This window comes from Novipirellula aureliae, from assembly GCF_007860185.1.
Taxonomy (GTDB): Bacteria; Planctomycetota; Planctomycetia; order Pirellulales; family Pirellulaceae; genus Novipirellula_A; species Novipirellula_A aureliae.
On the sequence record NZ_SJPY01000006.1, the window covers coordinates 191,504 to 204,692 of the forward strand.

The window sequence follows — 13,189 nt, forward strand, 5'->3', positions numbered from 1 at the left end:
CCTTAAGTCCCCCCGCTTAGACTTCTTCCGAATTTAATGAAAGTTAGAACCATGAATCGGGTGTTTGTTTTAATCAGTTCCCTTGCCTTGCTTGCCTCTGGCACGCTTCAGGCTGCGGAGAAACCCAATGTTCTTTTCATTGCGGTTGATGACCTCAATGATTGGGCAGGATACCGCGGTAATCAAGATGCCATCACGCCGAACATGGATCGGTTGGCGGGGCAGGGGATGTGGTTTAGCCAAGCCTACTGCCAATACCCGCTCTGCGGGCCCTCCCGCGCCAGTATTATGAGCGGACTGTATTACCACCAGCTTGGATCCACGCAGCTTCAGGCCGATGATGCGTTCGTGGAAGACCAGGCTCAGGCGATCGGATCCGAACTGCTTCATGGCTATCTTAAAAATCATGGCTACAAAACGATGGCGGTCGGAAAAATCCAGCATCGGCATCTGGCGCCGAAAAAACTGGATTTGTCGGGTGGTCGCGGCGGCTGGGATTACTTCAAAGACGAACAGGGAAAACGCACAAAGGTTAATTTTTTAAGCGGGAAAACTCTGACGGACTGGGCCGTCTATCCGTACGACGAGGATAAGATGAGCGACTCCAAGGCAGCCCGGTGGGCAGTGGAACGCCTCGAGGAAAAGCATGAGGAACCCTTTATGCTGATGGTCGGGTTTCTTCGGCCACATGCCCCTTGGTATGTCCCCCAGAAATATTTCGACCAATACGACAAGGATAAACTGGTTCTGCCCCCTTATGATCCCAACGACTTCGACGATCTCCCAGAGGCAGCGTTGGGCATGCTCAACCAGGGCTACCCAAGAACCGAATGGGCGATTCAGGAAAATCAATGGCGGGATATTATTCATGCCTACATGGCAAGTATCACGTTTGCAGATGCGAAGGTGGGTGAGGTCTTGGACGCTCTGGATGCTAGTCCCTATCGCGACAATACCATCGTGATCCTCTGGTCCGATCACGGGTATCATATGGGAGAGAAAAACACGTTCCAGAAGCATACTCTGTGGAATCGATCCGCCGTGGCTCCATTGATCATCAAGGTGCCGCAATCCGTTGATCATAACGCAAAGACGGGACCGTGTGATCAAGTGGTGAGCCTGATCGATCTCTATCCGACGGTGGTGGATCTGTGCGGTCTCCCACCAAATGACGTTGTCGTCGGTCGCAGCCTGAAACCATTGTTGGAGAATCCTGCCAGACCCTGGGATTTCCCCGCCTTCACCTTTAAGAGAGACACCCGGAAATCAGTGCAGTATGGACCTTACCGCTATATCGAATACGAAGATGGGTCGATGGAACTCTATGACCATCGAAAGGATCCCAATGAATGGACGAACCTAGCGGAGAATCCTGAGCACAAGCAGGTTCTCCAGAGGCTGCAAGCGATGTTTACCGAATACAAAACGTTCGAGAAAAAAATCCCCTAAGTACATCCCAATTCGCGCAGGTCGCGATCAAATCTAAAACGAGAGAAAGTACGAAATGATGAAGTATCGACATGCACTGAAGAGTCCACCGTCCGCTCGCTGGTTTGATACGAAGGGCTACCTGAGCATTCCGGCTCTGTTGTTGCTATTCAGCGTTCTGCAACAACCTGCTTGGGCGGGTAAAACGATCCTCTATGTGTCACCCAATGGTAATGATCAGTGGTCCGGAAGCTACGCCGATCCCACAGCGGACGATGGTCCGCTGGCGACGTTGGATGCCGCCCGTCGAAAAGTACGGCAAATCAAAGCGAACGCCAGCGATGGAATCGAAGTCCAAATTCGTGGCGGAAAGTATGAACTCAGCAAAACCGTTGTGTTCGGTTACGAGGATTCCGGGTCGGAAGGGGCTACTGTCGTTTACAAAGCCTTCCCTGGCGAGAAACCTGTGTTTAGCGGCGGTGTTCCGATCACGGGTTGGAAAAAACTCTCGTCGGATCCCCTGGGCGTATCCGAAAAGGCACGCGGCAATCTGTGGGTCGCTGAAGTTCCAAAGGGCATAGGACAACAATGCGTTATCCGATCCCTTTACGATGGAGAGAAACTTCTGACGCGCGCCAGATCAAATGGCTTGAAATATGCAGACGTCGAAAAGGAAAATGACTTTAACCGCCAGGGTAAAAAGTTAACGAGTGTGTTGGAATACGCTGGAGAGCCCGTTGCTCCTTTTGACCGTACAGTGCACTACCGAGATGACGACATCAAGGACTGGCCCAACCCTTCCGATATCGAGATCGTGCTGAGGGAGCGTCCATGGTTGGCCAACATTATCGCTCTTGAACGCATTGATACCAAAAACAAGATTGCCTACCTGGCGGTCGATCCAACGTATCAGCCGCTGGACCCGCGACGCAGCTACTATGTTGAAAACGCAATCGAATATTTAGATGAGCCAGGCGAGTGGGTCGTGAACACCCGCGAGGGACGCATTTACATGTGGCCGGAGACCGATGTTTCCGAGATGAATGTCATCGCGCCAGTGCTTCAAGAATTCATTCGAGTCGAAGGTCAGGAGGATGGCCCTTTCGCCAAGCACATTCATATCCAAGACCTGACCTTCATGCATGGGTTGCGTGATTCATTGGTCGAAGGAGACAAAGGCCTGCAGCACGACTGGGAAATGCATGACAAGGCCAATGCAGTGATTCGGTTCCGCTTTGCGGAAGACTGCGGCCTTTCATCCTGTGTCATTAAGTCAAGTAGTGGCACGGGTGTCCGCCTCGATCTGCACTGCCAACGAATCAATATCACCCACAACCACCTGCACCATCTCGGCGGGGGAGGCATTGTGCTTAGTGGCTATGGTCCAGGCACCAAAGATGTGAATAAAAACAACGTGGTACACGATAACTATATTCACAACATTGGTGAGCTCTTGCTGCATTCAGCGGCCATTTTTATCGCGCAAAGTGGGCACAACGAAATCACCCACAACACGATACGCGACGTTCCCTACAACGGAATGGTCGTGAGCGGTTGCCGTCCCCATGAGTTCTACCTCGTCCACCGCATCCCGTTCCGACGCGCATGGGTATCATCGATTCGTTTTGAGGAATGTGAACCCTACATAAAGAAGGGGTTGGCTGCTCGATGGCACAATCGACTCGAGTACTTTCTTCCGCTGCTCCACTCCCGTGAAAACAAAATCAGCATGAATGATATTTCACGTACGCTTTTGAAGCTGCATGACGGGAATGCGATCTATTTTTCAGCCATGGGCGAGAATAATGTGGTGGAACGCAACTATCTTCACGAAAACCACGATACGGCGGGTGCCATTCGCCTAGATGACAATCCGAGCTTTACCATCATCCGAGAAAATGTGATCACCCAATCGGAACGAGGCCTCGGTCTCAAAGGGCCTGCGGATCTCATTAACAACTTCATCTTTACGGAGACCTTCCTGCGCGGGCGGACATTGCCAGCCTGGTTGGGCGGTACCCAGAAATCTTTGCCGCAGCGAAATATCTTCTTGCCGCCTGCATCTTCCAAATCGAGTAGTGGCCTCTATTTAACCGACGATCGTGCAACGAACAGACCCTTTTACGAAAATCTTCCTAAAATGGAAGACTCAATCTATTTTACTAAAAATAGACGTGAGCCCTATGTGCCCAAAGCAGAACTCGGCAGTGATCTGTTTACAGGTCAACGAGTGAAGCCAGGCGAGGATGAAATCAAACTCCTTTATGCCGACCCGATGTTTGACGAAGAGGCTATGCAAAAGTTGATCTTCCGCTTTAAAGAGGGATCTCCAGCGATTCCGCTCGGAATCCAACCGATTGATCTCAGTACCGTGGGCTCGACGCTTGCCAGATAACCGGTTTGTCTCGTTTTGCCAGGCCGAAAAAGGGAACCCTTGTCGAGAACCTTCCGCGTCCGTCTTCAAACGTTGCGGTTTGACTTCCCTGCAAAGGTCCAGCGCGGCATTGGCGTTACATAACGCGGCCCAGGGTTAAAGCCGTCAATCGCCTTTGCGATTGACGCTGTAACCCTGGCTAGCGGCCTGCTGATTTAATCGTTTAACGCTTAGCCGAAGGCGTCAGCTTTTCCACAAGCGGTCGCCTATGGCTTGGCGTTAAACAATAAGTCGAGTCAAACCGACTAAATCAGCAGGCCGCTTTACACGACACGAATACCTCGTCGCCGAGCACGGCGGCGGAGATGATAGCGGCGGTGCGTGCGGTGACAACGCATCGTATCGAGATAATCAGGGCGTCCTGCGATACTACACAACTTTTTTTCCAGAGTCCTTCGCCCATTCACACCAAGTGGCTTGCTCTTGTCCCAACCATACCAAAATCGGTGGAGCAGCCGAGGGCGTCACACCCCGCTTGCCCGGCGTCACCTGCCGTGCTAACCGATCGAGCCGCTTCAAACGATCCACGAGCGACATTGGCAAGTAGCCTTTCTCACGGCAACACTTGCCGCTATCGCTAGCCCGGATGATTCATCGGCTTGCAAATTGTTTTGCTAACGTCTACGCCTTAAAGCGTTTACGTTCATTGCTCGAAAAACAGTCTGCGTATTAGCCGTTTTGGCGTTAGCGGGCTGTCGCTTTGTCACCGCTTGATTTTAGGCTTGGCCAAAGAGTGGCTGGGGCGTCTTGCCCCAGTAAGCGGCCGCTGGAAGCCACAGCCACGAACGATGCTTACCCTCACTCCTTCGTTGGGACAAAGCACGAGGTGAACTTGTGATATGCGAGGGCAGCATCAGAAGGTTGCACGAAAGCCGCCGCCGTTGCTATACTGACTCTCCCGCACCGCCCGCAAGGTGGATAATTCTGCGAAGTTTTTTCAATTCCATGTAGGCGACAATATCCGACGTTCCACCGCTGCGGATCTCCAGCCACGCAAAGCCGCAGCGATCGCAATATGGATCGCAATACGCTATCCCAGTCAATTCCGACTTTATTGAATCATAGTCTTAATCGGGAAACCTTCTTATGTACGACATGAAAATGATGCAGCAGCTCAACAACTACGCCGAACTGGCGCCAGATGCTTGGGAGGCATTTGTCGCGTTCGACAAAGCCACGTTTGCCGACGGCAAGGTGCCCGCCAAAACCAAGGAACTGATCGCCGTTGCCGTTGCGCTGACCACTCAATGTTCATACTGCATCGAGATTCACACCAAACGGGCAAAACAGGCTGGCAATACTGATGAAGAAATTGCAGAAACGGTGATGGTCGCTGCTGCACTGCGTGCTGGCGGCGCTGTAACGCATGGAACTCATTGCATCGCAAAATAATCGACCCTCTATGTAGGAGTGCGTTTGAGCGAATGGTAAGCAATCTGTAGCGTCCCTTTCTTTAAAGGCGGTTTGCATAAATTGGCACAAAGAGGCGTGAACAAATTGACCATTGATCAATCGTTTCCAGATGACTTTTTGATGTTAAATCGCCTACGCGGTGGAACTCCATTTCCCTACATGGTGATATGTACCTCAACGATGTTGAAACCATGACCGACAACGAGATCCTCCTTTATGAACAAGTGGATGCTCCATGGCTAGGATAGCCTGGGGATTACGAGGTGGGGAATTGCATGAGCTTAGAAATTGGTGCCGATCGACAAATCGATCGTAGTCGTGTTCCGGGCGAACTTGAGGAATTCACGTCGCTCGTAAGAAGACTGGGGTACGACGCGCAACGGGATCAGGACCATTTTGCTAGGCAAATGTCTGATTTGAGAAATGAGGAAGCCTCTGAGATTGTTGCGGCTGGGATCGCCTTACGTGCGAAGGTGAGTGTTTGGGGTAAGTCGCTGACTGGTGGTGATCCGTCACAGTGTGCAGCGTTGGCGGACGACAATGATCATCCCTATTGGGCATTCATCGATGCGTTGACAGTGATCGATCTGCTCGACACGGCTGACGAGTTGACTCCAGAAGCTCAGGCGAGGGCGCATGCGGATGCTTTAAGAATTAGGTTCGGTGACATTGCCGAAAAGGCAGAGCAACTGTTTCGCGATAGGGACTATAGAGAGTACATCACGGCAATTGAGCCGTTTGAGTCGCTCTTGTCCAACGCCCAGCAAGCGAAACTAAGAATCGCGAGAAAGCGAAGCTAGCGGTTCGTCCACATTTGATTTGAGGGTAGCCGATCTGGCCAGAGATCGAATCAACGCAATGAATACCGTCCAAAGTCTGGCGACGTCGGCAACGGCCAACTCCAGCTGCAAATCGTTGATAGTATATAATGTGAGAACGCTCTATGATCGACCTTCGATTAATGCGTCCCGAGAACATGTGCAATTCTCGCTAAGAAAAAACATTCTGGAGATTCCGTTTGAGATGAAACGCTACCCAATTCCAATGAGACGTATCGAGCTGTTGATACTATTGATCCTGCTTGCAACCATTCCGATAGCGCGCGCTGCCGGTCCGAAGGATCAGCCCAACATTATCTTTCTGATGACGGATGACCAACGATGGGACAATATGGGTTGTTACGGACGGCCAGAGTTCAAAACGCCGAATCTCGATGCGTTGGCCGAACAGGGTGTGATCTTTGATCAGGCCTTTGATACGGTGGCCATTTGCATGCCGAGCCGGGTCACCATGATGACAGGACGCTATATTTCCAGCCATCGCGTTGGTTTCGTAGCTCCGAACGACTATACCCTTTCCCAAGCCGATTTCGGTCAAGGCTATCCTGCACAGCTCAAGAATGCTGGCTATCGCACCGGTTTTATTGGCAAGGTGGGCTTCACGGTCAGCAAAGAGGCAAAGCGGCCATGGGCGGGGGTGCCGTATGATTACCAAGGGAATATGGGAAACGTCTTTGATTTTTTTGCGGGCGCAGAGACGACGGAAGAGAAGGCGTTGGAGGTGTGGCCTGAGAATGATCCGAAACTGCAGGCCATCTTCAAAAACAAGAAGAAGGGGGAAAGCCGTACGCTGAGAACCGGAGAAACGATCCTGCATTTTCTTGATACGCAGCCCGAGGACCAGCCGTTCTGTCTGTCGGTCAGTTTTTATGCCGTAAAGCATGACAGCAACAGCCATATGTACATGCCGCATTACGAGCTATTCAAAGACTATGATTTTTCGGTTCCGGACAACTGGGTCGAAGGCGCAAATGAAAGCCTGCCACAAGTGGTCAAGGACCATGCCCGCGGCGTGTACCTGCACCGTGATCGGACGTCGACGCCAGCGCTTTACCAGCGGCAAGTGCGGCGCTTCGCCACTCAAGGCTACACCGTCGATCAGCAAGTCGGACGGATGATGGAAAAGCTGAAAGAGATGGGGCAGTTAGAAAACACAGTTATTATTTACACCAGTGATAACGGTCGTTTTCAGGGGTCGCATGGCCTCTTCGATAAATGCATCCTCTACGAAGAAGCAGTCAAGGCCCCGCTGATTGTCTACGACGGCCGAATGGATGCCTCCAAACGAGGGCGTCGGGAAGAGGCGTTGATTTCTTCCGTCGATATGGCCCCGACCATTCTTTCGCTCGCTGGCCTAGAGCAACCAAAGATCATGCAGGGCCGCGATTTCAGCGGGGTGCTGAACCAAACGCAAGATATGTCCAGCTGGCGAGATGCGGTCCTGATCGAAAACCTTTTCCTGGTTTCAATGTTCAATGCGAAAAATAAACCAAACGCGTTGGAGATAAATCAAGGCGTGATTGACCGCAATGAATCGTACCGTTCCCGCGGCGTGCGGACCGACCGCTACAAATATTTTGTCTATTACGAACACAATCCGCCGATTGAAGAGCTCTACGATATCGAGAAAGACCCACAGGAACAGAACAATCTAGTGAACAATCCAGAATACGCCGAGCCATTGAAAAAACTGCGGAAGCGGACGGAAGAATTGTATTCAGAAGCGGTTCAGTAGTGAAAGCGGGCTGCGAGGGAATGGGGAGCGAAGAGCGGGTTCGCCTCCATTTGCCGACACCGCGTATCGTCCATCCACATCCAAACGTTCATTTTCGCGATCGCTTCAAAGCAGGGTAGGGTTGAGATGATTCTTCATGCAAGGACCTCAAAGAAGCCTGGCCACCTTTCAATAACCATACAACTTCTTTGTACGGTTATTGTTTCATTGAACTCGTTGGGTTACACTCAATCGATTCCTGCCGCCTAATATTTCCCGCCGCCTGATACCTTTGGAGAGTAACTTTGATTCCTTCAAAACAGTCTTGGATCGCTTCTTTCGCCATCACCTTCAGCTGTTGTCTTGCGTTGGACGCGGCTGCTCAAAAACCAGTGGAGGTTACTGCCTCCATTCAATCCAATGATGAGGATACAGAGCACGGCGTTCTGAAAGTCACGCTAGATATCAAAGAAGGATGGCACACTAACGATGAAGCCGACGAAGATTCTATCACGTCAACCGCGATCAGTTTGAAATTACCCGCTGGGGCAACCGAGGTTGGAGAATGGGAACGCCCACTGGGAATGCCATCGAATAATTCCCTGCAAACGTCCATCTTCGAAGGCCAAGTTACATTCCGTCGAAAGATCAAAATTAACGACAGTGCGCTCGGCAAGGATATCGGCGTCACGGTTCGGTATCAGGCCTGCAACGACTCCGTCTGCAACGCTCCTCAGAAAAGCGATTTGACCGTTCGCATTCCTGACGCAACGACTTTGCCAAAATCTAAAGTGGCGACCGATCCGGTTTTCGATTCGCCGGTTATTATCATGGTGTACGATGATTCGCGGGACACCAACTCCAAATTGAGATTTCCCTCGCCGGCGATTTATGACGTCGATGGGGATGGTCAGCTAGAACTTGTGAGTGGCTCGCTCATGGGGCATATTGGTGTGTATGAGAACACCAATACATCCGGAAAAGGCGACCCGATCTGGGGCCCACGTGAGCCGCTCAAAAATTCGGAAGGAGATATAATCCGCTCGCCCAATTGGTGTTGTGTTGGGGCCAGTTCACAGCTGGTGGACATGAACGGCGATGGTCGTCTGGATATACTAATCGGTAGTTTTAGCGGAGTGCCGCGTTGGATCGAGCGTACCGAAAACGGATACGGTGAGTCCGCGTTCGTCGTTGACAAGAATGGCGACGCCGTCGTGATCGGCGATTTTTGGAACTACGAAACCGAAGCATGGGATAAAACGAATCGGTCTGGTTCAGAAGGTCATTGTTCGTCAGTGGCTGCAGTCGATTGGGATGACGACGGTGACCAAGATTTGTTGCTTGGCGACTACCTTGACGGAAAGTTGTTCCTGCGTCTGAACGAAGGCAGCGCAAAGGAAACAAAGTTCGCCGTGAAGAATGAAGCCGTGAAAGTTGGCGGAGTTCCTGTCATGTTCGCCCACGGCATGGGAGCTCCACGAGTCGCTGACTGGAACGGGGACGGCTTGTTCGACATCATCATCGGCTCGATTGCGGGTGAAATTGCCCTGCTGGAGAATTCCGGCTCCAAGGGTTCGCCTCGCTTCGAAAAGCAGATAACTCTGTTTGAATTACTGCCCGGAAAAGCGGGCTCCAAGATCGCCAAGCGAGTGGAAAGCAAAGACGGCCTGCCAGCGACACCAGGCTCGTCTTTCCATGTCGATGTTGTCGATTATGACGGCGACGGCGATCTTGACTTGCTCGTCGGCACGCGTTGTAAATGGCTGCCAACCCCCGTCAAAGAACCCACGAAAGAAGACGAAGCTCATTTGGCGGCGCTTTCAGACAAAATTGACGAAACGTACGCCGCGTACAAGAATGCCCGAGATCTGGCGAATACCAATGGGTCCACCAGATCGTCGACATCGGAGAGCAGTAAACTGTTTAGCCAATACAACAAACTTAGGGTCGAGCGGTCCAGGTTGATAGAAGGTCCGGTCGAGACCGGCAACTTCATTTGGTTATTTCGCAGAAATTAGAATCGAGAGCACCGAAATCGATGCATCTTTCAAAGCATTCGAACGAATGCTTGCACAGGTTCGGCGGAACGTTTTTCCTGAGCTGCTTGACCTTCATTTGATCTTCTAGCGAAAGAGGGCGAGATCCTAGCTTCGGGCGAAAGTCTCCGTGGTGAGAAGCTAGAAGAGACGACCGCCCCCGCGATAAAGAAGAAGTTCCAAGATTGAGCGAAGCAAAGCACAGCCATGGCCAAGCTTGAAATGCCTCGCCAAGGAGTGAGCCTAGACCTGCGTTAACTACGAAAGTCTTCCAATTCATGATACTTCTCTCCCACTGTGATAGCTATTGATTGTCGAACGACACGATCAATCAATGTTTGGCCGTCGCTCACTTGTCGTCGGGCGATCTTCTGGTGGTGTCCTTGACCACCTGTCGCTTTAACAGGTCGTATTCCGATCCCGCCGGCAGCGCGACGAAGTCTGGCTTTCCAGGAGTGACCGGCTGGTTGCGATCATAGAAGTGGACTTTGCCACGACCGATGACCTGTGCGATTGACTTTTGCACTAGAATGGCAGTGGATTCGTCGATTCCAATCCCCAAGAGCTGCGGATACCGTTCCACCAAGGCAGTCATGTCCTGATACCGATTGCGTTGCGTGAAGTGTTGATCGATTGCAACGCCATCGAGAAACCCGAGTCCGCCGCGTTCGTAACCAAAGGCCATGATCTTGGAGTTGCCGATCGGTGTGGCGCGGGCGAGATAGCGGGCTTGAATGGAAGCACCAGCCGACGAACCCGCGATGACTCCGCCACGATCGAGCACTTCTTTCATCAGCCGGTGAGCCGCCGTGCCGTAGTACGAATCGGCAAAGTTCCACTGACGACCGCCACCAAAATAAATGCCAGTCGCGTCTCTTAAAGGTTCGAGGAATTCATCATCGGAGTTGGCCTGATTGCGATCCTTGGTATGGATGAAGGTCGCATCTTTCACGCCCGCGCGTTTCCAACTTTGAACCATCCCCTGCTGATTGCCAACGTCGTCCTGTTCGGAACAGGGCACATAGACCAACTTCGCGTTTTTGACGCCGCCGGCCAATCGGATGAACTGATCCATTAGTCCGCGTGGCGAGCCACCACCGCCAACGATGATCAACGTTCCGTTTTTGACAGAGGGTTCGCGAGGCTGTTCGGCAGGGAACGGAGGTAGCGTGCGATCGATCGCGTCACGCCGCCACTGGGTCAGATCCAGCAAGGCGTTTTCCGGATCACGTGACCGCCGGTTCGCTACAGTGATCGAGCGAACTCGACTCGGTTCGCGATCGTTACCCTTCAACACAAACGTCGCCTTGCCCGTTCCCGCGACTCTGATCTTTCGCCCCGACAAAACAAGCGCGGTGTGCTTATCCAAACCGATTCCCACACTGTGTTTTTTTGCCGCAAGGATGGTGAGCAATCGGGCCTGATCGGCCGAACCGTCGAAGTCCGTTTCCAAAATACAGTCCGGAAGTAGATTCAGGCCCTCCAAAGCGGGCGGGCTACCGTCATCGCTTTCGAAGTAAGCTTGAGCGACAATCTCGGCGACACCACCGAGTGCGACGAGCAGGTTACCATCGTCAATAAAATGGTGGAACGCGCCGTTGGCCTCGCGAATTTCGCTGGCGATCTTCTTGCCCAACGGTTCCGCAGAGTGCCAAACCACAACATCGTATTCGCGTAGCAGAGATTCAATTTCTTCGATCGTCTTGGGGACATCGGGAAATTCGAGTTCTTCGCTTTCGGCGAACAACTCAGTGAACGATGTCTTCATCGCATCGGTCGATGGAGCCAGCACGACGGCGGTCTTCTTTTGACGATCCGACTCGCTAACCAAGCTGGTAAGAACGGCGGCATCCTCAAGGTTTCCTGCGACAACAATCCGCCCGTTGATCTTCAGATCCTGCGGCCAGTGTTCGAACTTTTCGTCGAACACCTGCGCGATGCACGGGACCGCCATGGCAAGGAAAAAGGCTAGCGGTATTAGAATCGATTTCATGTGAACTTACGGCAGTTTTTTGAGCTGTATGTGTCGATATTCCATTTGACCAAAATCCCCTTCTAAACCAATCGGCCCCGTCTCGGGGAGTTGGAGAGTCTCCTCGAGGACTTCTCCATTGCAGGTGCACCGTGCAACGCCGTCGTTGACGGTGACTTCGATTTGGTTCCAATCTTGTGGCTTGTATTTTTTCAGTTCGTTGTAGGGGCCAGCAACGAGGTAGTCACGACACTGAAGTTGTGGCTTGCGAATGAAGATGCCGCTGTCTGCTTTGACCGATGCTCGAAATTCAAGCTTCAGTACGAAGTTCTCTGGGAATTCCGCAACCGTGTAGAGTTGGCCCGTCAGACGATCGGATTCCTCGGGAAAACGGACGGTGAGAATTCCGTCTTGGACCGAGTAGCGACCATCGCTATCGGACGCCGTTTTTCCCTCAAAGTTTTCAATCACCGCACCAGCTTTGGGCTCGCGTCGGGCGGTCTTGGCGCGAAAGCACCAGCCACTGAGATCCTTTCCGTTGAACAACGAGACAAAGCCCGGTTCGGGATTCCAGCCGTCCGCTTTCGACGAAACAACACCCGAAGTCAAGCTTTCCTGGCCAAACAGGGTGGTCCCCATCAACAAGACCATCCAAACCACAAGTGAATCCCGTTTCTTCATTCGATCATTCCCAATTTGTGAGTGCTTTACTTGAACGTACTATCTAAAAATTCTGACCACTACGCTAGGCGTGGACTAACGCTCTACATGGTTCGATTCGCTATCCGCGATAACCTGTAACAATCGATGTCGCCGTTTTCTTCAGCTTACCAGTATGGCTTTACGTGAAATAGAGTCAATGTTGGGCTTGGCAATGAGGGCAGCCGTCCGTTGATTCCCCACAAAAGAGCTCTCATCCCGAAGAGGCTGTGATTGATTGTAGCGGAAGTCGTCGCGGCAAAATATTTTCACCACCCCATTCGGGTTTGAACACGATAAAACCATTGAACGTTGCGGTATCGCAAACATTTACGCCAACGGCGTTAGATTCCAAAGCCCAGGGTCGCCGCCCCGGCGCACCCTGGGTCGCCGGGCCCAACGAACACGAAAACCCCAACGGGGTTTGACAACCGCCAGCAGCACACGAATTGTCGAACCCCGTTGGGGTTCATCGTTGCCGGAGGCATCGGCGACCCAGGGTGCGTTTGCGCGACCCTGGGCTTCGGAATGTAACCGCGTTGCGGTATTTGCACACGTTTACACCAACCCCATTCGGTTATGAACACGATAAAACCATTGAACGTTGCGGTATCGCAAACGTTTACGCCAACGGCGTTAGATTCCAAAGCCCAG

The 13,189-nt window shown here is 52.1% G+C and carries 9 protein-coding genes; 6 read left to right on the top strand and 3 right to left on the bottom strand.

What is annotated here, in order from left to right:
• The first annotated feature begins 51 nt into the window (after window positions 1-51).
• Window positions 52-1,449, top strand: a complete 1,398-nt coding sequence (locus Q31b_RS18515; protein ID WP_197171795.1) for a sulfatase — start codon at window positions 52-54, stop codon at window positions 1,447-1,449.
• A gap of 55 nt (window positions 1,450-1,504) precedes the next feature.
• Window positions 1,505-3,823: a right-handed parallel beta-helix repeat-containing protein gene (locus Q31b_RS18520; protein WP_146601143.1), complete on the top strand. Its 2,319-nt coding sequence runs from the start codon at window positions 1,505-1,507 to the stop codon at window positions 3,821-3,823.
• 408 nt (window positions 3,824-4,231) lie between these two features.
• On the opposite strand, the gene Q31b_RS29105 is transcribed toward Q31b_RS18520, so the two are convergent.
• Window positions 4,232-4,399: a hypothetical protein gene (locus tag Q31b_RS29105; protein WP_231617682.1), complete on the bottom strand. Its 168-nt coding sequence runs from the start codon at window positions 4,397-4,399 to the stop codon at window positions 4,232-4,234.
• 549 nt (window positions 4,400-4,948) lie between these two features.
• On the opposite strand from Q31b_RS29105, the gene Q31b_RS18525 reads away from it, so the two are divergent.
• The 4 genes from Q31b_RS18525 to Q31b_RS18540 all read left to right on the top strand — a co-directional run bounded on the left by Q31b_RS18525 (window position 4,949) and on the right by Q31b_RS18540 (window position 9,846).
• Window positions 4,949-5,254 (top strand): carboxymuconolactone decarboxylase family protein, encoded by a 306-nt coding sequence (locus Q31b_RS18525; RefSeq protein WP_146601144.1) that lies wholly within the window; start codon window positions 4,949-4,951, stop codon window positions 5,252-5,254.
• Window positions 5,255-5,550: 296 nt separating this feature from the next.
• Window positions 5,551-6,075, top strand: coding sequence for a hypothetical protein (locus Q31b_RS18530; RefSeq protein WP_146601145.1), 525 nt, complete (start codon window positions 5,551-5,553; stop codon window positions 6,073-6,075).
• A 58-nt stretch (window positions 6,076-6,133) separates the two neighbouring features.
• Entirely contained in the window at window positions 6,134-7,849 is a 1,716-nt protein-coding gene (locus tag Q31b_RS18535) for a sulfatase-like hydrolase/transferase (protein WP_231617683.1), read from the top strand.
• 284 nt (window positions 7,850-8,133) lie between these two features.
• Complete coding sequence (locus Q31b_RS18540; protein ID WP_146601146.1) at window positions 8,134-9,846, top strand: FG-GAP-like repeat-containing protein; 1,713 nt, start codon at window positions 8,134-8,136, stop codon at window positions 9,844-9,846.
• Window positions 9,847-10,213: 367 nt separating this feature from the next.
• Here Q31b_RS18540 and Q31b_RS18545 read toward each other — a convergent pair whose 3' ends face one another.
• On the bottom strand, window positions 10,214-11,857 hold the full coding sequence (locus Q31b_RS18545) for a Type 1 glutamine amidotransferase-like domain-containing protein (RefSeq protein WP_146601147.1): 1,644 nt from the start codon (window positions 11,855-11,857) through the stop codon (window positions 10,214-10,216).
• 6 nt (window positions 11,858-11,863) lie between these two features.
• Entirely contained in the window at window positions 11,864-12,517 is a 654-nt protein-coding gene (locus Q31b_RS18550; protein WP_231617684.1) for a 3-keto-disaccharide hydrolase, read from the bottom strand.
• Window positions 12,518-13,189: the final 672 nt, after the last annotated feature.